This is a genomic window from Roseomonas gilardii subsp. gilardii (assembly GCF_023078375.1).
Lineage (GTDB): Bacteria > Pseudomonadota > Alphaproteobacteria > Acetobacterales > Acetobacteraceae > Roseomonas > Roseomonas gilardii.
The window spans coordinates 594,975-615,000 of record NZ_CP095554.1 but is presented as its reverse complement, the minus strand read 5'-3'; the positions used below and the strand labels follow the sequence as shown (position 1 = coordinate 615,000).

The 20,026-nt window shown below is 70.0% G+C and carries 15 protein-coding genes, 1 tRNA gene, 2 rRNA genes and 1 pseudogene; 15 read left to right on the top strand and 4 right to left on the bottom strand.

The genetic code is table 11. From position 1 onward, the window contains the following. Positions 1-7: 7 nt before the first annotated feature. The 8 genes from MVG78_RS02905 (at position 8) to MVG78_RS02870 (ending at position 9,083) form a co-directional block, all read left to right on the top strand. Positions 8-2,748 (top strand): 23S ribosomal RNA (locus tag MVG78_RS02905). A gap of 196 nt (positions 2,749-2,944) precedes the next feature. Next, a 5S ribosomal RNA gene (rrf, locus tag MVG78_RS02900) occupies positions 2,945-3,059 on the top strand. Between the two features lie 56 nt (positions 3,060-3,115). Then, positions 3,116-3,192, top strand: a tRNA-Met gene (locus MVG78_RS02895). A gap of 101 nt (positions 3,193-3,293) precedes the next feature. After that, complete coding sequence (locus tag MVG78_RS02890) at positions 3,294-5,615, top strand: helicase-related protein (protein WP_247558046.1); 2,322 nt, start codon at positions 3,294-3,296, stop codon at positions 5,613-5,615. Positions 5,616-5,794: 179 nt separating this feature from the next. Then, positions 5,795-6,850, top strand: a complete 1,056-nt coding sequence (locus MVG78_RS02885) for a catalase family peroxidase (protein WP_247558044.1) — start codon at positions 5,795-5,797, stop codon at positions 6,848-6,850. Next, on the top strand, positions 6,847-7,443 hold the full coding sequence (locus MVG78_RS02880; RefSeq protein ID WP_247558042.1) for a cytochrome b: 597 nt from the start codon (positions 6,847-6,849) through the stop codon (positions 7,441-7,443). Before MVG78_RS02885 ends, MVG78_RS02880 begins: the two co-directional genes overlap by 4 nt. 52 nt (positions 7,444-7,495) lie before the next feature. Continuing rightward, positions 7,496-7,678 (top strand): hypothetical protein, encoded by a 183-nt coding sequence (locus MVG78_RS02875; RefSeq protein WP_247558041.1) that lies wholly within the window; start codon positions 7,496-7,498, stop codon positions 7,676-7,678. A 127-nt stretch (positions 7,679-7,805) separates the two neighbouring features. Next, a complete protein-coding gene (locus tag MVG78_RS02870; RefSeq protein WP_345892870.1) occupies positions 7,806-9,083 on the top strand; it encodes an amidase in 1,278 nt (425 codons plus the stop codon). A gap of 345 nt (positions 9,084-9,428) precedes the next feature. On the opposite strand, the gene MVG78_RS02865 is transcribed toward MVG78_RS02870, so the two are convergent. The 4 genes from MVG78_RS02865 to modA all read right to left on the bottom strand — a co-directional run bounded on the left by MVG78_RS02865 (position 9,429) and on the right by modA (position 13,089). Beyond that, positions 9,429-10,235, bottom strand: coding sequence for a DeoR/GlpR family DNA-binding transcription regulator (locus MVG78_RS02865; RefSeq protein ID WP_247558039.1), 807 nt, complete (start codon positions 10,233-10,235; stop codon positions 9,429-9,431). Positions 10,236-10,314: 79 nt separating this feature from the next. After that, positions 10,315-11,442 (bottom strand): molybdenum ABC transporter ATP-binding protein, encoded by a 1,128-nt coding sequence (gene modC, locus MVG78_RS02860; RefSeq protein ID WP_247558037.1) that lies wholly within the window; start codon positions 11,440-11,442, stop codon positions 10,315-10,317. Beyond that, positions 11,442-12,191, bottom strand: coding sequence for a molybdate ABC transporter permease subunit (gene modB / locus MVG78_RS02855; protein WP_428480735.1), 750 nt, complete (start codon positions 12,189-12,191; stop codon positions 11,442-11,444). The genes modC and modB overlap by 1 nt, the downstream gene beginning before the upstream one ends. Before the next feature lie 112 nt (positions 12,192-12,303). Continuing rightward, positions 12,304-13,089: a molybdate ABC transporter substrate-binding protein gene (modA, locus tag MVG78_RS02850; protein ID WP_247558035.1), complete on the bottom strand. Its 786-nt coding sequence runs from the start codon at positions 13,087-13,089 to the stop codon at positions 12,304-12,306. A gap of 214 nt (positions 13,090-13,303) precedes the next feature. On the opposite strand from modA, the gene rimP reads away from it, so the two are divergent. The 7 genes and pseudogenes from rimP to rbfA all read left to right on the top strand — a co-directional run bounded on the left by rimP (position 13,304) and on the right by rbfA (position 20,001). After that, complete coding sequence (gene rimP / locus MVG78_RS02845) at positions 13,304-13,939, top strand: ribosome maturation factor RimP (protein ID WP_247558033.1); 636 nt, start codon at positions 13,304-13,306, stop codon at positions 13,937-13,939. A 5-nt stretch (positions 13,940-13,944) separates the two neighbouring features. Then, a complete protein-coding gene (gene nusA / locus MVG78_RS02840) occupies positions 13,945-15,540 on the top strand; it encodes a transcription termination factor NusA (protein WP_247558031.1) in 1,596 nt (531 codons plus the stop codon). A 46-nt stretch (positions 15,541-15,586) separates the two neighbouring features. Continuing rightward, complete coding sequence (locus MVG78_RS21685) at positions 15,587-15,880, top strand: DUF448 domain-containing protein (protein ID WP_345892850.1); 294 nt, start codon at positions 15,587-15,589, stop codon at positions 15,878-15,880. A 74-nt stretch (positions 15,881-15,954) separates the two neighbouring features. Further along, positions 15,955-16,233 (top strand): hypothetical protein, encoded by a 279-nt coding sequence (locus tag MVG78_RS21680; RefSeq protein WP_345892849.1) that lies wholly within the window; start codon positions 15,955-15,957, stop codon positions 16,231-16,233. 31 nt (positions 16,234-16,264) lie between these two features. Further along, positions 16,265-16,381, top strand: a pseudogene (locus tag MVG78_RS21910) (hypothetical protein); the annotation flags it as partial. Between the two features lie 1,167 nt (positions 16,382-17,548). Continuing rightward, positions 17,549-19,465 (top strand): translation initiation factor IF-2, encoded by a 1,917-nt coding sequence (gene infB / locus MVG78_RS21905; RefSeq protein ID WP_428480797.1) that lies wholly within the window; start codon positions 17,549-17,551, stop codon positions 19,463-19,465. A gap of 155 nt (positions 19,466-19,620) precedes the next feature. Beyond that, entirely contained in the window at positions 19,621-20,001 is a 381-nt protein-coding gene (rbfA, locus tag MVG78_RS02825; RefSeq protein WP_247558029.1) for a 30S ribosome-binding factor RbfA, read from the top strand. Positions 20,002-20,026 lie beyond the last annotated feature (25 nt).

Genomic DNA, 20,026 nt, shown 5'->3' with positions numbered 1-20,026 from the left:
GGGAGAGATAGAGTGACAAAAGGGCGTTCGGTGGATGCCTTGGCGCCAAGAGGCGATGAAGGACGTGGCACGCTGCGAAAAGCCGCGGGGAGATGCGAGCGATCGTTGATCCGCGGATGTCCGAATGGGGAAACCCCTCCCGCATGGGAGATCCTGTCCTGAATCCATAGGGGCAGGAGGCGAACCCGGGGAACTGAAACATCTCAGTACCCGGAGGAAAAGACATCAACAGAGATTCCGCGAGTAGTGGCGAGCGAAAGCGGAGCAGGCCAGTGATTGTGTGAGAAGAAGCCGAACGGTCTCGAAAGGCCGGCCAGAGCGGGTGATAGCCCCGTAGGCGTAGTGTCTCAGGCAATCCTCGAGTAGGGCGGGGCACGTGAAACCCTGTCTGAACGTGGGGGGACCACCCTCCAAGCCTAAATACTCCTTGGCGACCGATAGTGCACAAGTACCGTGAGGGAAAGGTGAAAAGCACCCCGACGAGGGGAGTGAAAGAGACCTGAAACCGAGCGCCTACAAGCAGTCGGAGCACCCTTGAGGTGTGACGGCGTACCTTTTGTATAATGGGTCCGCGAGTTTCTGTTGGCAGCAAGCTTAAGCCGAGAGGTGTAGGCGCAGCGAAAGCGAGTCTGATAAGGGCGCTTGAGTTGCCGGCAGAAGACCCGAAACCGAGTGATCTAGCCATGGCCAGGTTGAAGGTGGGGTAACACCCACTGGAGGACCGAACCCACGCCTGTTGAAAAAGTCGGGGATGAGCTGTGGCTAGGGGTGAAAGGCCAATCAAACTCGGAAATAGCTGGTTCTCCGCGAAATCTATTGAGGTAGATCGTCGTCCGATTACCTTCGGAGGTAGAGCACCGGAAGGGCTAGGGGGGCCCAAAGCCCTACCAAACCCTACCGAACTCCGAATGCCGAAGAGTACAGGACGGCAGACAGACAGTGGGTGCTAAGGTCCATTGTCGAGAGGGAAACAGCCCAGACCACCAGCTAAGGCCCCCAAATCGTGGCTAAGTGGGAAAGCATGTGAGACGGCCAAAACAACCAGGAGGTTGGCTTAGAAGCAGCCATCCTTTAAAGAAAGCGTAATAGCTCACTGGTCTAATAGCTGTCTTGCGGCGAAAATGTAACGGGGCTCAAGCCACGTGCCGAAGCTGTGGATGCATGCGCAAGCATGCGTGGTAGCGGAGCGTTCCGTAGGCCTGCGAAGGCAGACCCGTGAGGGCTGCTGGAGGTATCGGAAGTGCGAATGCGGACATGAGTAGCGATAAACAGGGTGAGAACCCCTGTCGCCGAAAGTCCAAGGGTTCCTGCGCAAGGTCAATCCGCGCAGGGTGAGCCGGCCCCTAAGGCGAGGGCGAAAGCCGTAGTCGATGGGAACCAGGTGAATAGTCCTGGGCCTGACAGACGTGACGGCTGCGAAATTCCGTCATCCCTTATCGGATTGGGATGGCGGCTGGAGCAGCCCAGGAAATAGCGCTGTCGATAAGACCGTACCCGAAACCGACACAGGTGGACTGGTTGAGAATACCGAGGCGCTTGAGAGAACCATGCTGAAGGAACTAGGCAAATTACTCGCGTAACTTCGGGATAAGCGAGACCCGCCGCTGGGCAACCAGAGGCGGGTGGCACAGACCAGGGGGTAGCGACTGTTTAGTAAAAACACAGGGCTCTGCGAAATCGAGAGATGACGTATAGGGTCTGACACCTGCCCGGTGCCGGAAGGTCAAGGGGAGATGTGCAAGCATCGAACCGAAGCCCCGGTAAACGGCGGCCGTAACTATAACGGTCCTAAGGTAGCAATTCCTTGTCGGGTAAGTTCCGACCTGCACGAATGGTGTAACGACTTCCCCACTGTCTCCAGCATGGACTCAGCGAAATTGAATTCCCCGTGAAGATGCGGGGTACCCGTGGTCAGACGGAAAGACCCTATGAACCTTTACTGCAGCTTCGCAGTGGTGCCAGGAAGGAACTGTGTAGGATAGGTGGGAGCCATCGAAACCCGGGCGCCAGCTCAGGTGGAGGCAACCTTGAAATACCACCCTGTTTCTTTCTGGCATCTCACTGAGCCCGGTCAGCCCGGGCCAGGACCCTGCGTGGTGGGCAGTTTGACTGGGGCGGTCGCCTCCCAAAGTGTAACGGAGGCGCGCGATGGTGGGCTCAGGCCGGTCGGACATCGGCTGTTGAGTGCAAAGGCATAAGCCCGCCTGACTGCGAGCGCGACAGCGCGAGCAGAGACGAAAGTCGGCCTTAGTGATCCGGTGGTCCCGCGTGGAAGGGCCATCGCTCAACGGATAAAAGGTACTCTAGGGATAACAGGCTGATCTCCCCCAAGAGTCCACATCGACGGGGAGGTTTGGCACCTCGATGTCGGCTCATCGCATCCCGGGGCTGGAGCAGGTCCCAAGGGTTCGGCTGTTCGCCGATTAAAGCGGTACGTGAGCTGGGTTTAGAACGTCGTGAGACAGTTCGGTCCCTATCTGCCATGGGTGTTGGAGACTTGCGAGGATCTGTCCCTAGTACGAGAGGACCGGGATGGACGCACCTCTGGTGCACCGGTTGTGGCGCCAGCCGCATCGCCGGGTAGCTAAGTGCGGAACGGATAACCGCTGAAGGCATCTAAGCGGGAAACCAGCCTCAAAACCAGGTCTCCCCAAGGGCCGTGGAAGACCACCACGTCGATAGGTCGCAGGTGGAAGTGCAGCAATGCATGCAGCCGAGCGATCCTAATCGCCCGATCGAACTCCATCTCCCCCACACCGCAGCCCCCCTCAACAAGGGGACACCGCGCGCAGCACCAAAGCGCACCCGCTCACCACACACACTCACACACCCACCCAACACGCCCCCTCAGAGCAGCCCGCACGCCACAACAGCAGCCTGCCCCAGATCCCCCCATCACCCCAGCATCTGGTCGTACACACTACACCCGGTTCCCATCCGGTGGCCTGGTGGCCCTAGCGAGGCTGCCACACCCGATCCCATCCCGAACTCGGCCGTGAAACGCCTCAGCGCCCATGGTACTGCGTCTCAAGACGCGGGAGAGTCGGTCGCCGCCAGGCCGCCCGATGGGAACCCAATCACAACTTACGACCAGTTCAGCACACTCAGATCCCAACGCGGGGTGGAGCAGCCCGGTAGCTCGTCAGGCTCATAACCTGAAGGTCACAGGTTCAAATCCTGTCCCCGCATCCAAATCCCCACACAATCACCCTGCATAAACACCCCCCAAGCCATAAACCGGGGGGGTAGACGTATTCCAGACCCGCCTGCGCGGGCGTAAGACAATGTGTTCCATGACCGCTCTTTCCCCCGGCAATCCGGCCGAAGCCGCCATCGAGGCGGCCGGCTATGCCGTTGATAGCCGCGAACTGCCGCAGCTTCTCCGCCTCGTTATCCGCCGCCTGCCTGCCGATAGCGACACGGTGCGCCTCGCTCTCTGCGAGGTGCGGCGCCGCCGTTGGGCCTCCCGCCTGCTGGATCTCGCCAACCGCGCTGGCCAGGTCTGGGTGCAGAGGAGTGACGCGACGAAAGCCGTCGCTGCGATCGAAACGCCTGAGCCAACGGACGAGCAGCTTCTCTCGCAACTCGACAGCGTGGTGCGGGAACGCTTGCGGAACCTTGCCCCCACCCCGGAAGGGACGATGGAGGCGGTGCTGTCCGAGCTCAGCGATGTGTCCGGCACCCAACTGAACCCCGAACGCCAGGCTCTCCTCGCCCAGGCCGTGGCCGAGGCCTTTGCCCTCGACCGCCCTGCCCTCCGCGACTTCGTCGGCCGTGTCAGCGCCGCGGAACAGACCCGCCGCGCGCAGCAGCGCGAGGCGGAGAAGCTCGCCCGCGAACGCCGCCGGGCCGAAGTCGGCCGGCTGCGCGAATGGGAAAAGAGCCTTGTCGGCATCGAGGAGGTCGCGCGCCTGCTCGACGCCTCGCTGCGCGAGGCCACACGCTGGGCCGGCACCGGCCTGATCCCGGTCGCCCGCCGCGTGCCGTCCCGCAAGGGGGAGCGCTGGGAGTTCGATCCGGCAGAGGTCGCGGCGCTCCGCGGCGAGACCGCCCTCTGGCGGGAAGCGGAACAGCCCCGCCCCGGCCGCCCCGCCGCTCCGGCCCTGATCGGCGGCAAGGGCCTCAACGCAGCCGTGGCCCGTGTTGCCGCGCTGGACCGTTTCGCGGCGCATTTCCGCACGGCGCGGGCCCTGAACCGGCGGATCACCCTGGTCACCGGCCCAACCAATTCCGGCAAGAGCCATCTGGCGCTGGACCGCCTCTCCGAGGCGGAAAGCGGCATGGCCCTGGCGCCGCTCCGCCTCCTGGCGCACGAGTTCCGTGAGGCTCTGGCCGGCCGTGGCATCGCCGCCTCCCTCTCCACAGGGGAGGAGCGCATGCCCGTGGAGGGCAGCCGCCACCTCGCCGCCACGGTGGAGATGTGCCCCTTCCACAATCCGACCGATGTGGCCGTGGTGGATGAGGCGCAGCTCCTCCAGGACCGCGACCGCGGGGCCGCCTGGACGGCCGCGATCATGGGTGCCCCGGCCCGGCATGTCCTCGTGCTCGGCGCGCCGGATTGCGTGCCGATGGTCAAGCGCATCGCCGCGCTCTGCGACGATCCGGTCGAGGAGATCTCGCTCCAGCGCAAGAGCCCGCTGCGGGCCGCCCGCGCGCCGGTGAATTTCGGCGACCTGCGCCCCGGCGACGCGCTGGTGGCCTTCTCCCGCCGTGACGTGCTGGACCTGCGCGCCGAGCTGGTGCGGCGCGGCCGCCGTGTTGCCGTGGTCTACGGCGCCCTCAGCCCGGAGGTCCGCCGGGCCGAGGCTGCCCGCTTCCGCAATGGAGAGGCCGATATCCTGGTGGCCACGGATGCCATCGGCATGGGCCTCAACCTGCCCATCCGCCGGATCATCTTCTCCACCCTGCGGAAATTCGATGGCGAGGCGCGACGCGACCTCAATGCCCAGGAGGTGAAGCAGATCGGCGGCCGCGCCGGGCGCTTCGGGCGCTTCGAGGAAGGCATCGTATCCGTCCTGGCCGGGGGCGGCACGCCGGAGCAGATCCGCCGCCTGCTGGATGCCCCGCCGGACCTGCCGGAGGACCTGCGCCCCCAGGTGCAGCCGGATTCCGATATCGTGTCCGCCGTGGCGGCGGAGATCGGCTCGGACAGCCTCTTCGGCGTGCTGGCCCGCATCCGCCGCGCCGTGCTGCGGCGGGACGACCCGAACTACCGGCTGGCCGATCTCAGCCAGCAGATGGCCATCGCCACGGCGGTGGACGGCGTGCAGGGCCTCTCCCTGACGCAACGCTGGACCTATGCCCTCTGCCCGGTGGATCAGCGCGACAACGGCATCGTCCGGCTGGCGCGCTGGGCCGTGGATCATGGTGCGGGCCGCTTGGTCACGCCGCCCATGGCGGGCCGCCTGCCGGCGCCGGAGCGGGCCCAGCGCGACGAGCTGGAGCGTGCCGAGAAGGTCCACAAGCGCCTCGTCGCCTGGCGCTGGCTCTCCCTGCGCTTCCCCGAGGCCTATCCCAACCGTGCCGAGGCCGAGGGTGAGACCATGCGTCTCGACCGCTGGATCGAGGAGGTGCTGCGCACGCAGCGGCGGGGCCGGGTCGGCCTTTCGGCCTGAGCGCCCCGATCGCGGAGGAGGGGGCCGCCCTTCACCGGAATGTTGCGTTCCCAATCCCCTCCGGATGGGAAAACCTGCGCGGACCGATGTCGCGGTGGGGTGTCGGACGGACGGTTCCGCCCCAGTTCAACCGGGCTCCGCACGAAGCCCGGCCCCCGCCGGCCGCAGGATGGATCTGCATGCCGCAACCCGTTCCCCCGCCGCGCCCTGTTCTGGCCCCGCTGATCGCCATCGCGGTCGTCGTGGGCGGCAGTGCCGCCGCCTTTGCCTATACCGCCGGATGGCTCTCCCCCGGGCGCGTAACGCCTGAAAAGGTGGTGGATGCCCTGGCGCCCCCTGGTGGCCCGGCCCTCGGGCACCGGCGCAACCATGCCAAGGGCATCTGCTTCACCGGGCGCTTCGAATCGAACGGGGCCGGCACGGCCCTGTCGAAGGCCAGTGTCTTCGCCAAGGGCAGCTCCGCCGCGCTCGGCCGCTTCAACCTCGCCACGCCGGACCCGAAGGCACAGGATGCGGCGGCGCGCGTGCGCGGCCTGGGGTTGCAGATCACCGCACCGGATGGACAGGTCTGGCGCAGCGCCATGATCGACCCGCCTTTCTTCCCTGTGGCGACGCCGCGGGCCTTCTACGACCTGTTGCAGGCGCAGGCGAGCAAGGACCCGCAGGCCATGCCGGCCTTCGCCGCCGCGCATCCGGAGATCGCGAATTTCGGCGCCTGGGCCAGGAGTGCTCCCTGGACCGCCAGCTATGCCGAGGAAACCTATAACAGCCTGAACGCCTTCACCTTCACCGATGCCTCGGGCAGGGCACGCGCCGTGCGCTGGTCGTTGCGGCCGGAGGCGCGGCCGGTGCCGGTGGCGCCCGAGGACCTCGCCAGGCGCGGCCCGGACGTCCTGGAGCAGGAGATCCGCCAGCGCGTGGCGCAGGGCCCGGTACGCTGGGACATGGTGGTGACCGTCGCCAACCCGGGCGACCCGGTCGCCGATCCCAGCAAGGCCTGGCCGGCGGATCGCCAGAGCGTCACGGTCGGCACCCTGGTCGTGCAGAGGATCGAGGACGAGGCGGACGGCCCCTGCCGCGACATCAACTTCGATCCCACGGTCCTTCCGGCCGGGATCGGCACCTCCGAGGACCCTTTCCCCGCCGCGCGCTCCGCCGCCTATGCCGTGTCCTATGACCGGCGCACGGCGGAGGCGAAGGAATACCCCCGTCAGACGGCAGGAACCCGCCCATGAGCGCTTCCATCCACCGGATCGTTCCCGCCGCTCCCCCCACGCCGAAGGCCTTCTCGCCATTGCAGCGCCTGCTGCACTGGGTCATGGCGGTCTGCATCCTGGCGATGCTCTTCATCGGCATCGGCATGGTCTCCACCATCACGCCGCGCTATCTGACCCTCGTCTCCATCCACAAGCCGCTCGGCATCGCCATCCTGGTGCTGGCGCTGCTCCGCCTGCTCCTCCGCTGGCGCAAGGGCTCGCCGCCCCTGCCCGCCGATCTGCCGGAGCCGATGAAGCTGGCGGCCCAGCTGTCGCATGTGGCGCTCTATGCACTGATGATCGCCATGCCGCTGATCGGCTGGGGCATGCTCTCCGCTGCCAGCTATCCGGTGGTGCTGTTCGGGGGCGTGACGCTGCCGCCGATCCTGCCGCCGAGCGACAGCCTGCATGCGCTGCTCAGGAGCGCCCATACCTGGCTGGCGCTCGCCTTCTTCGCGCTGATCCTCATCCATCTGGCGGCGGCGCTGTTCCATGCGCTGGTGCGGCGGGACGGCGTCTTCACGGCCATGGCGCCGGTTCCGGTGAGCCAGGAGATCCGGCCGGCGGAATAGACCGCCTCTCCGGGGCAGGCAGGCTGGCACGGCATATGCCAGTCTGTCTGCCATGGACGATTCCCTGATCGAATCCCTGGCCCGGAGCATGGGCCTGGAGAAAGCCCTGGCCGGGCATCGCGACGATGTCCTGGACGCCGCGAAGCGTGCCGCCGATGCGCGCGGCAAGCTGCCGCCCGATCCCGACCCGGCGGCGGAACCCTGGCCACCCATGCAGGTGAGGCCGCGCCCGTGAGCGACGCGCAGCACGCCCCGCACCGGCTCGGCACCGCCGCGATCGCCGCGGCCTATGAGGCCGGGGCGCTGACCCCCACGGTGCTGGTCCGTCACCTCCTGGACCGAGCCGGCCGGCTGACCCGCAGATCCATGCCTTCATCCGCCTCGACGCCGAGGCGGCGCTGGAGGCCGCGGCGCAGGCGGAACGCGAGATCGCCTCCGGCCGCAAGCGCGGCCCGCTGCACGGCGTGCCCGTCGGCATCAAGGACATCATCGACGTCGCCGGCCTGCCCACCACCTGCCACTCGAAGATCCTGCTCGACAACATCGCGGCGCGGGATGCCACTGTCGTGTCCAGGCTGCGTGCGGCGGGCGCCATCATCCTGGGCAAGCTGTCCACGCATGAATTCGCCATCGGCGGCCCCTGCCACGACCTGCCCTTCCCGGCGGCGCGCAACCCCTGGAACTCGGACCACCATCCGGGCGGCTCCTCCTCCGGTTCCGGCGCCGGACTGGCGGCGGGGCTCTTTCCGCTGGCGCTCGGCACCGATACCGGCGGCTCGGTGCGCAACCCCGCCAGCCAGTGCGGCATCACCGGGCTGAAGCCGACCTATGGGCTGGTCTCGCGCGCCGGGGTCTTCCCGCTCGCCTTCACGCTCGACCATATCGGTCCCATGGCCCGCAGCGCCGAGGATGCCGCGCTGCTGCTGGAGGCTATCGCCGGCCACGATCCGAAGGACCCCGGCAGCGCCGTGCCGCCGGCGGCGGAGTATCGTCCCGGCCCCGCCGGCAGCCTGAAAGGGCTGCGCGTCGGCTTCGTGCGGCATTTCCACGAGCGCGACATGCCCGCCGATCCGGAGATGGCGGCGGGGCTGGAGCGGGCGGCGGAATGGCTGGGCGCCCTGGGCATGCGGGTGTGCGACGTCACCCTGCCATCGCTGAACGAGTTCGCGGCGGTGAACCGTGTCATCCTGCATGCCGAGGCTTTCGCCATCCATGCGCGCTGGCTGCGGGAGCGGCCGGGCGACTACGCGCAGCTCACCCGTTCCTCGCTGCTGACCGGTGCCTTCGTCACGGCGGAGGATCTCGGCCGCGCCCAGCGTGCCCGCCATCGCATGATCGCGGCGGTGGAGGAGGCGTTCCGCGAGGTGGATGTTCTGCTCTGCGCCAGTTCCATGGACCCGGCGGCGCGGATCGACGACCCCGCGGAGATCGCCCGCACCTATGCCCGGCAGGCGCGCACGCCCTTCAACGTCACAGGCCATCCGGCCCTGGCGGTGATGACCGGGCTTTCCGTCGGCGGCCTGCCCCTCGCGGCCCAGCTCGTCGGGCGCTACTTCGACGAGCGGCGCCTCTTCACCCTGGCGGCGGCTGTCGCCACGGTGGCAGGGCAGCCAGCCTGCCCGATGATGCTGGAGGACTGATCGGGCGTTCTTTGGGGGCAAGGCTTCGCCTTCCCCCATGTTTTCCCCTTTGGCCCCCCATCCACCAGGACCCTGCGGGCCCTGGACCCGGTTCGTTGGCGCTCGCTGTGGCCGGATCGCGCCGGAGAGCCATGCTCTCCGGCGGCTGCAGGCGCCACCAGCACGGAGATTGTGTTTTTCTTTTCGGGAGCCCCGCTGATCCACCCGTTCCCAGGGATCGGGCGGCAGACTGACCTGACCATCCAGGGCCAACTCAAGGCGGGGCCTGGGGGGATACCATCCCCCCAGCGGAGGGGGACCGGGGGAGGCGGAGCCTCAGCCCGGGGCTGGCCACGGAAGCGGCGCCTACCCCTGCGGTGCCCCGTTGGCCTCCGCATGGGGGCGGCCTGCCACATGGCAGGCGACCCCGTGTTCCCGCAGCAGCGCCTGGATGGCGCGGGGCGGCGGCTGGTCGGTGAAGAGGGCCGAGACCTCGGTGATGGAACCGAGCCGCACCATGGGACGGCGGGCGAACTTGGTGTGGTCGGCCAGCAGGAAGCTCTGCCGCGAATGGCGCAGGATGGCGCGGGCGGCCCGGATCTCGTCATGGTCGAAGTCCAGCAGCGTCCCGTCCTCGTCGATGCCGCTGATGCCGAGGATGCCGAAATCCACCCGGAACTCGGCGATCATGTCGCTCACCGTCTGGCCGACGATGCCGCCATCGCGGTTGCGCACCGTGCCGCCGGTGACCACGACGGAAAAATCCGTGCGGCTGGACAGCAGCGCCGCCACGTTCAGGTTGTTGGTGATGACGCGCAGCTCCCGGTGCCCCAGCAGGGCGCGGGCCAGGGCCTCGGTGGTGGTGCCGATATTGATGAAGAGGGAGGAACGGTCGGGAATCTCCGCCGCCGCCTGCCGGGCGATCGCCTCCTTGGCCTGCGGGTTGAGCACCTGCCGCTCGGCATAGGCGATGTTCTGGGTGGAGGAGGCGAGGCCGGCGCCGCCATGATGGCGGGCGACCCGGCCTTCCTCGGCCAGGGCGTTCACGTCGCGCCGCACCGTCTGCACGGTGACATCGAATTCCCGCGCCAGCTCCTCGTTGGACACGTAGCCGCGCTGCCCGATCAGCGCGAGGATCCGCTGGTGGCGCGACGCCGCCTTGCTGCCTGCCAATGCCATCTCCCGAAACCCTTTCCCGCCCGGCGGGGGCGGTCGCCCTCAGCCAGGGTGGCGCGCTCCTCGCCCTGGCGGGTCAGCCCGGTTCTTCCTCGCGGGCCGTGCCACCCTGGCTGAGGGCGACCGATTTCACCAGGGCCCAGAGCGGCTGCCCCGGGCGCAGCTCCAGGCGGCGCGCCGCCTCGGCGGTGATGCGGGACAGGAGCACGCCACCGGCACCCAGGCGAAGGCGCAGCATCACCTCCTCCCCCGTGCCCGGCTCTATGGCCTCCAGCAGCACGGGCAGCACGTTGCGCACGGAGATCCCGCGCGGTGCCTCGGTGGCGACGGACACGTCCCGCGCCCGCACCCGCACGCGCAGCCGCGTGCCCGGTGCGTCCGGCAGCGATGGCAGCAGGAGCTCGCCACCCTCGAAGCCCAGCCTGGCCAGCCCTTCCCCCGCCGCCCGCTCCCGCACCGTGCCGGCGAGCAGCACGCCCGCATCCCGCCGCCCGGCGAGAAGCGGCAGGTCGGTGCGGGCGGAAAGCTCCTCCACACTGCCCTCGGCGAGCACGCGCCCCGCCTCCATCAGCACCAGCCGGTCCGCCAGCTGGTCCACCTCCTCCATCGCATGGGTGACGTAGAGCAGGGGGATGCTGAGCCGGTCGCGCAACTGCGTCAGGAAGGGCAGGACCTCGGCCTTGCGGGCCGCATCCAGCGCGGCCAGGGGCTCGTCCATCAGCAGCAGCCGGGGGCGCGACAACAGGGCCCGCCCCAGGGCGACACGCTGCCTCTCGCCCCCGGACAGGGCGGCGGGGCGGCGGCGCAGCAGATGGCCGATGCCGAGCAGCGCCACCACCTCCTCGAAGCCCGGCCCCGCCGCGCCGCGCGGCGCCCGGCGCAGCCCGTAGCGCAGGTTGGTCTCCACCGAGAGATGCGGGAAGAGCCGCGAATCCTGGAAGACCACGCCGCAGCGCCGCTGTTCCGGCGGCAGCATGCGCCGCGCCGCGCTGTCGAACAGCACCGCGCCATCCAGCGCGATCCGCCCCTCCTGCGGCCGCAGCAGCCCGGCCACCGCGGCGAGCAGGGTGGACTTGCCGCAGCCCGAGGGGCCGAAGGCCGCCGTGACGCCCGGGGTGGGGGAGGCGAAGCCGGCATCGATGGCGAAGCCGGGCAGGTCCGGGGAGGGCGCCGGAAAGCGGTGGCGGAGGCGGACCTCCAGCATCAGCCGCGCCGCCGGGATGGGCGCGGCATCAGCGCGGCACCCGGCCGAGCAGGACCTGCATCCGCCGCCCGGCGAATTCCGCCAGCAGCAGCCCCAGCACGGCCAGGACGAAGGAGACCGCCGCCAGCTTGGCCGCCGTTGCCTCCCCCCGGGGTCTGGGTGGCGGCATAGATCGCCAGCGGCAGGGTCTGGGTCCGGCCCGGAATGTTGGAGGCGAAGGTGATCACCGCACCGAACTCGCCCAGCCCGGCGGCGAAGGCGGTGATGGCGCCGGACAGGATGCCGGGCGAGATCAGCGGCAGGGTCAGCGTCACGAAGCGGTCCAGAGGCCCGGCGCCGAGCGTGCGCGCCGCCGCCTCCAGCCCCGGATCGACGGAATCCAGGCTGAGGCGCACCGCGCGCACGATCAGCGGGAAGGACATGGTGGCGGTGGCGAGCGAGGCGCCGGCGGTGGTGAAGACCAGCCGGATGCCGAACCAGTCGTTCAGCAGCGACCCCACCGGGCCGCGGATGCCGAAGGTGACCAGAAGCAGCCAGCCCACCACGACGGGGGGCATCACCAGCGGCAGGTGGACGAAGGCGTCCAGCAGGGCACGCCCCGGAAAGCGGTGCCGCGCCAGCAGCCAGGCGACCAGCACCGCCGGAGGCAGGCCGAACACCACCGAGCGCAGCGCCACTTCGAGGCTGAGGCGCACGGCCTGCCATTCCTCGGGCGACAGCCAGCCGGCGGGGGTGCCGGGCCAGGTCATGCCGGGGGGCAGGCCGCCGTGTGGCGGAACCCGGCCGTCCGGCCATGCTCCTTCGGGCGGAATCGGGCGGGCAAGGGGTGGTCGGCTTCCTTCAGGCGGGCGGGATCATGCCCTATGGCTGACGCAGGGCGAAGCCGAAGCGCTGATAGACCGGCGCGGCTTCGGGGCCGGTGATGAAGGCCAGGAAATCCCGCGCCTGGGCATCCTCCTCGGCCCGCTTCGCCAGGGCGAAGGGATAGGTGATCGGCGGGTGGCTTTCCGCCGGGAAGGTGGCCACGACCCGCACGCCCTTCGAGATCGCGGCATCGGTGGAATAGACGATGCCGAGCGGCGCCTCGCCACGCTCCACCAGCAGCAGGGCGGAGCGCACATTGTCCGCCCGCGCCAGGCGCGGCGAGAGCTTGTCCCACTGCCCCATCCAGCTCAGCGCCGCCTGGGCGTACTTGCCCACCGGCACGTTGGAGGGGTCGCCCGTCGCGATCCGCCCATCGGCGCCGAACAGGGCGGCGAGGTCCGTGTCCCGCGTCAGCGTCACCTTCGGCGCCGGCCTGTCGGCGGGGGCGATCAGCACCAGGGCATTGGCCAGGGGGCTGACCCGCGTGCCGTCCACGATCAGCCCACGCTGCTGGACGTAATCCATCCAGGGCTCGTCGGCGGAGGCGAAGATGTCAGCGGGTGCCCCCTGCTCCATCTGGCGCGCCAGGGCGGAGGAAGCGGCGAAGGAGAAGCGGGGCGCCGGATGCCCCTTGGCCTTCCAGGCCTCGCCCAGGGCGCGCATGGCGTCCGTCAGGCTGGCGGCGGCAAAGACCGTGGGGCCCCCGGCCTCCTGCGCCATCGCACCGGGCAGCCCCGCCGCGAGGCAGAGGGCGAGGGCCGAGGCGAAAAGCCGACGACGCATGGGGAGTCTCCGCTTCGCTATTCCTCATGGGATATATCGACGGGCTCCCCGGGCCGCAACCGCCCCTTCGCCGCCGCGCGTGCCGGGGCCCCGCCCGCCCGGCTTTCCGGCCTCCTGTGGAATCCTCTTGCTTCCCCTGTCCCACGGCACTAAATCCCTCGCGAGACAATCCGCCGTTTTCAGGGGGGTGGCCTTCACGGGCCGCCTTTTTTTATTGCCGAAGCCCGACACCGACGACCGCGAGAGTGACGACACCGCCAGCGACACCGCCCCGGGTACGCCCGATCTGACCGGTGGCCTGGAGGCGCGTCTGGCGCGCGCGGTGGAGCCCACGCTGGCCGGCATGGGCTATGAGCTGGTGCGCGTGCAGGTCAGCGGGACGCGGACGCCCACGGTGCAGATCATGGCCGACCGGGCCGATGGCGCGCTGATCGGCGTCGAGGATTGCGAGGCGATCAGCCACGCGGTCGGCGCCGTGCTGGATGTCGAGGACCCTTTCACCGGCGAATGGAACCTCGAGGTTTCCTCCGCCGGCATCGACCGGCCGCTGACGCGCACCAAGGACTGGCTCCGCTTCGCCGGGCATGTCGCCACGGTGGAACTGCTGGTGCCGCAGGACGGGCGCCGGCGCTGGAAGGGCCGTATCCTGGCGGCGGACGAGAATGAGGTGAAGCTCCGGCTGGACGAGGGTGGCGAGGCGGTGATCCCGCGCGACACCATCCGCCGCGCCAAGCTGGTGCTGACCGACGAGTTGATCGCCGCCACGGCGGCGGAAACGGCGGGCGAGGCCGGGGACGCCGAAGAGGCGGACGAGCAGCCGCGCCGCAAGCCGCACGCGAAGAGGAACTGACGCCAATGGCTCTGGACGCCTCCGTCCTTCGCCCCGAACTGCTGCAGGTGGCCGACGCCGTCGCGCGCGAGAAGATGATCGAGCGCGATGAGGTGCTGGAGGCCATGGAGCAGGCCATCCAGAAGGCCGGCCGCGCCAAGTACGGCGCGGAGAAGGACATCCGCGCCACCATCGACCGCCGCTCCGGCGAGGTGAAGCTGTCCCGCTGGACCGAGGTGGTGGACGCCGACACGGTCGAGAACGAGGAGACGCAGATCCCGCTCCGGATCGCGCGCAAGTTCCAGCCGGAGATCGAGGCGGGGCAGTTCATCGTCGATCCGCTGCCGCCGATCGACTTCGGCCGCATCGCCGCCCAGACCGCCAAGCAGGTGATCGTGCAGCGGGTGCGGGAGGTCGAGCGCAAGAAGCAGTTCGACGAGTACAAGGACCGCGTCGGCGAGATCATCAACGGTGTGGTCAAGCGCACCGAATACGGCAACCTGATGGTCGATCTCGGCCGGGCGGAGGCGCTGCTGCGCCGCGACGAGACCATCCCGCGCGAGGCTTTCCGCAACGGCGACCGGGTGCGCGCCTATATCTACGACGTGCGGGAGGAGACGCGCGGTCCGCAGATCTTCCTCTCCCGCACCCATCCCGGCTTCCTGGCCAAGCTCTTCGCCCAGGAGGTGCCGGAGATCTACGACGGCATCATCGAGATCAAGGCCGTGGCCCGCGACCCGGGCTCGCGCGCCAAGATGGCGGTGATCAGCCGCGACAGCTCCATCGACCCGGTCGGCGCCTGCGTCGGCATGCGCGGATCGCGCGTGCAGGCCGTGGTGGCGGAGCTGCAGGGCGAGCGCATCGACATCATCCCCTGGTCCGGCGACCCCGCGACCTTCCTGGTGAACGCCCTGGCCCCGGCCGAGGTGACCAAGGTGGTGCTGGACGATGAGGGGCGCCGGGTTGAAGTCGTGGTGCCGGATGACCAGCTTTCGCTGGCCATCGGGCGCCGTGGCCAGAACGTGCGCCTCGCCTCCCAGCTCACGCGCTTCGACATCGACATCCAGACGGAGACCGAGGAGAGCGAGCGCCGGCAGGAGGAGTTCCGCAAGCGCACCAGCCTCTTCGTCGATGGGCTGGACGTGGACGACGTGATCGCCGGCCTGCTGGTCACCGAGGGCTTCACCACGATCGAGGAGGTCGTGGACGCCCCGGACGAGGAACTGGCCGAGATCGAGGGCTTCGACGAGACCGTGGCCCAGGAGCTGAAGCGCCGTGGCCATGCCTGGCTGGAAAGCCGCGACCAGGAGCTGGACGACAAGCGCCGCGCCCTGGGCGTGGACGATGCCGTGGCCGAGGTCGGCGGCTTCAGCCCTGCGACGCTCGTGACCCTCGGCGAGAAGGGCATCAAGACGCTCGACGACCTGGGCGACCTCGCCTCGGACGAACTGGTCGAGATCCTGGGCGAGGACAGCATCGACGAAGAGACGGCGAACGCCATCATCATGGCGGCGCGCCAGCACTGGTTCGAGGGCGAGGAAGGGGCCGCCGAGGCGGCCGACCACGCCGGTGCCGGAAATTCCGGTGAGGAGACAGACAACGCCACCCGTACCGAACCATGATGACACACGCGATGTCATAACGGGCCGGCCCGACGCCGAGGGTGCCATGCAGGCGCCCTCCGGCGATCCGTCCGGCCTGCCGCCGGCGGAGATGGGGCAACCCGATCCCGAGGAGAAGGGACCGCTGCGCCGCTGTGTCGTGACGCGCGAGAGCCTCCCGAAGGAAAGCATGATCCGGTTTGTCATCGGTCCAGGTCGGGAACTCGTTCCTGACCTGGCCGAACGGCTGCCTGGGCGGGGAATGTGGTTGAGCGCGCGGGCCGATGTGCTAGAAGCCGCGCTCAAGCGCGCGGCCTTTGCCAGGGCGGCCCGTGGGCCGGTCAACCCTCCCCCGACCTGAATGCACGGATCGAGGCTGGCCTGAGGCAGCGCCTGCGGGACCTTCTGGGTTTCGCGCGGCGTGCGGGTCAGGCCGTGTGCGGCTTCCAGCAGGCGCGTGAATGGCTGCAGGCCGGCCGGGCCGGCCTGGTGGCGCAGGCTTCCGATGGCAGCGCGGCGGAACGCTCGCGGCTGGTCGGGGCCAGGGACATCCCGGTCTTCGCCGCCCTGACGGCGGCGGAGCTGGGGGGAATTTTCGGACGCGACCACGCGGTGCACGTGGCGGTCGCAAAGGGCCGGTTGGCCCAGGAGATCGCGCGAGAGGCGGCCCGTCTGGGCGGCTTCATCAGCGCCGTGGAGAGTGTGCGTGGCTGAAAAGAATACGACGGGTACAGATGGCGGGCCGATGGGCGACGGGAACGAGCAGGACGCGGCCAAGGGGCGGCTGAGCCTGCGGCCCGGCGGACGGATGGAACTCGGCAAGACGGAAGCGGCGGGCAGCGTGCGCCAGTCCTTCAGCCATGGCCGTTCCAAGACCGTGCAGGTCGAGGTGGTGAAGAAGCGGACCCCGGCCCCCGCACCGGTGGCCGCGACGGGCCCGGCCCGGCCCGGCGCCGCGCCGGGTGGCCGCTCCGGCGGCGCCGCGCGCTCGGGTTCGGGTTCGCGCGGTGGCGGCGGTGCGCCGCAAGCCGGCCGGCCGCTGACCCAGGGCGAGCAGGCCAACCGCCTGCGCGTGCTGGAGGAGCAGCGCCGCCTGGAGGCCCAGCGGCAGCGTGAGGAGCGTGAGCGCCAGGCCCTGGCGATCCGCTCGGCCGCCGAGGAAGCCCAGCGCCGGGCCGCCGAGGAGGAGGCGCAGCGCCGGGCCGCCGAGGAAGCGAAGCGGGCCGCCGAGGAAGCCTCCCGGCGTGCTGCCGAGGAGGAATCCCGCCGCCGTGCCGCGGTGGCCGCCGCACCGCCGCAGCCCGAGCAGCCGGCGCCCGCCGCGCCTGCTCCGGCCGCTCCGGCTGCGGCCCCGGTCCAGGCGCGCCCGCCGGTCCGCGAGGAACGGCCCCGCGACGACCGGCCCGCTCGTGATGAGCGCCCGGCCCGTGATTTCGGCCGCGACCGTGATGGCGGCGCGGGCGGTGGCTATGGTGCGCGTTCGGGTGGCCCCGGCGGTGCCGGTGGCGGCTACGGCGCGCGTTCGGGTGGCCCCGGCGGTGCCGGTGGCGGCTATGGCGCGCGTTCGGGTGGCCCCGGCGGTGCCGGTGGCGGCTATGGCGCGCGTTCGGGTGGCCCCGGCGGTGCCGGTGGCGGCTATGGCGCCCGCTCGGGCGGCCCCGGCGGTGGTGCCGGCGGCGGCTATGGTGCGCGTTCGGGCGGCCCCGGCGGTGGTGCCGGTGGCGGCTACGGTGCGCGTTCGGGTGGCCCCGGCGGTGGTGCCGGTGGCGGCTACGGTGCGCGTTCGGGTGGCCCCGGCGGTGCCGGTGGCGGCTATGGCGCGCGTTCGGGTGGCCCCGGCGGTGCCGGTGGTGGTTATGGCGCGCGTGGCCCTGGTGGCGGCGCGGGTGCCGGTGCGCCTCGCCTGCCGATCGCCAGCGGCGCCCCCGCCATCGAGGAAACCGATCGCCGCGCCCCGTCGCGCCGTGCCGGGCCTTCCACCGCTCCGGCGGCCCGCCGCCCGGCGGCGCCCCCGGCGCGCAAGCCCCCCGTGGGCGCCGACCGGCGCCGCGAGGGCCGGATCGACGTCCAGGCCGCCATCGAGGGTGAGGACGACCGTTCCCGCTCCCTGGCCTCCGTCCGCCGCGCCCGTGAGCGCGAGCGGCGGCAGGCGGAGCTGGCGCGCCTGCGCTCGGATGGGGTGAAGGTCGTCCGCGACGTCACCATCCCCGACGTCATCACCGTGCAGGAACTGGCGAACCGCATGGCCGCCCGTGGCGGCGAGGTGGTGAAGGCGCTGTTCCGCATGGGCGTGATGGCGACCCTGACCCAGTCCATCGATGCCGACACGGCGGAGCTGGTGGTGACCGAGTTCGGCCACCGTCCGCGCCGCGTCTCGGAAAGCGACGTGGAGCTGGGCCTGGAGGGCGCGGTCGACCAGGACGAGGATCTGCTGCCCCGTCCGCCGGTCGTGACCATCATGGGCCATGTCGATCACGGCAAGACCTCGCTGCTGGACGCGCTGCGCAAGACCGACGTGGCGGCGCGCGAGGCCGGCGGCATCACGCAGCATATCGGCGCCTACCAGATCACGGTGCCGGACGGCTCCAAGGTCACCTTCATCGATACCCCGGGCCACGAGGCCTTCACGGCCATGCGCGCCCGCGGCGCCTCGGTGACGGACATGGTGGTGCTGGTGGTGGCGGCCGATGACGGCGTCATGCCCCAGACGGTCGAGGCGATCCGCCATGCCCGCGCGGCCAACGTGCCGATGATCGTGGCGGTCAACAAGATCGACAAGCCGGGCGTGAACCCCGAGCGCGTGCGCAACGAGCTGCTGCAGCACGAGGTCGTGGTGGAGAGCCTGGGCGGCGAGACGCAGGAGATCGAGGTCTCCGCGCTCAAGGGCACCAACCTCGACAAGCTGCTGGAGGCGATCTCCCTGCAGGCCGAGGTGCTGGACCTGCGCGCCAACCCGGACCGCGCCGGCGAGGGCACGGTGATCGAGTCCAAGCTGGACAAGGGCCGCGGCCCGGTGGCCACCGTGCTGGTCCAGAAGGGCACGCTGCGCCAGGGCGACATCGTCGTGGCCGGCACCGAATGGGGCCGCGTCCGCGCGCTGATCGACGACAAGTCGCGCAATGTGAAGGAGGCGCCGCCCTCCCTGCCGGTGGAGATCCTGGGCCTTTCGGGCGTCCCCTCGGCCGGCGAGAATTTCGTCGCCGTCGAGGATGAGGGCCGGGCGAAGGAGATCTCCGAGTTCCGCCAGCGCCAGGCCCGCGAGAAGCAGGCCGCCGCGCTGAGCGCGAGCCGCGGCACGCTGAACGACATGCTGGCCCGCATCCAGGCGGGCGAGCAGAAGGAGGTGGCGGTCGTCGTCAAGGCGGACGTGCAGGGCTCGGCCGAGGCGCTCGGCGTGACGCTCGGCAAGCTCAGCCGCGACGAGGTGAAGGTGCGCGTGCTGCACAGCGGCGTGGGCCAGATCACCGAGAGCGACATCCAGCTCGCCAAGGCGTCCGATGCCGTGGTGGTGGCCTTCAACGTCCGCGCCACGACCCAGGCGCGGGAGCTGGCGCAGCGCGAGGGCGTGGAGATCCGCTACTACTCGATCATCTACGAGGTGGCCGACGACATCGAGAAGCTGGTCAAGGGCAAGCTCGCCCCGATCCAGCGCGAGAAGTTCCTGGGCTACGCGCAGATCCTGCAGGTCTTCGAGGTCAAGCGTCTCGGCAACATCGCAGGCTGCCGCGTGACCGAGGGTGTGGTGAAGCGTGGCGCGGGCGTCCGCCTGTTGCGCGACGGCGTGGTGATCCACCAGGGCACCCTGTCCACGCTGCGCCGCTTCAAGGACGACGTGAAGGAAGTCACCAACGGCTACGAGTGCGGCATGTCCTTCGCGAACTACAACGACATCCGCGTCGGCGACCAGATCGAGTGCTACGAGACGGAGACCGTGGCGGCCGACTGATCCGCCCCGGCCCCCTCCAGGGGCCGTCCGGACGAAATGGGGCCTCCGCGGGACACCGCGGGGGCCTCGATGTTTTTGAGAGTGCGGGAACGAGAGATGAGCAAGCGAGCCGAGAGAAGGGGGCGGAGGCCGCCCCCTCCCAGCGCCAGCTTCGGGTGGCCGAGGAAATCCGCCACGCCCTGGCGGCCGTACTGGCGCGCGGCGATGTGCGCGACCCGGAACTGGCCGCCGCGCGGGTCACGGTGACGGAGGTCCGCGCCTCCCCTGACCTGAAGCACATGACGGTCTTCGTGTCCCGGCTCGGGCAGACGGCGGACAAGGAGCTGCTGGACGCGCTGAAGCGTTCCCAGCCCTTCCTGCGGACCCAGGTGGCCAAGGCGGTGCGGCTGCGCGCGGCGCCGGAATTGCATTTCCAGGCCGATACGGCGTTGGATCATGCCATGCGCATCGACGCCCTGATGCGCCGGCCCGAGGTGGCCCGCGACCTGCACCCGGTGGACGATGCCGCCGAGGGCGAGGAGAAGGAAGAGCCGTGAAAAACCCGTTGCCGCCCGAGGCCGC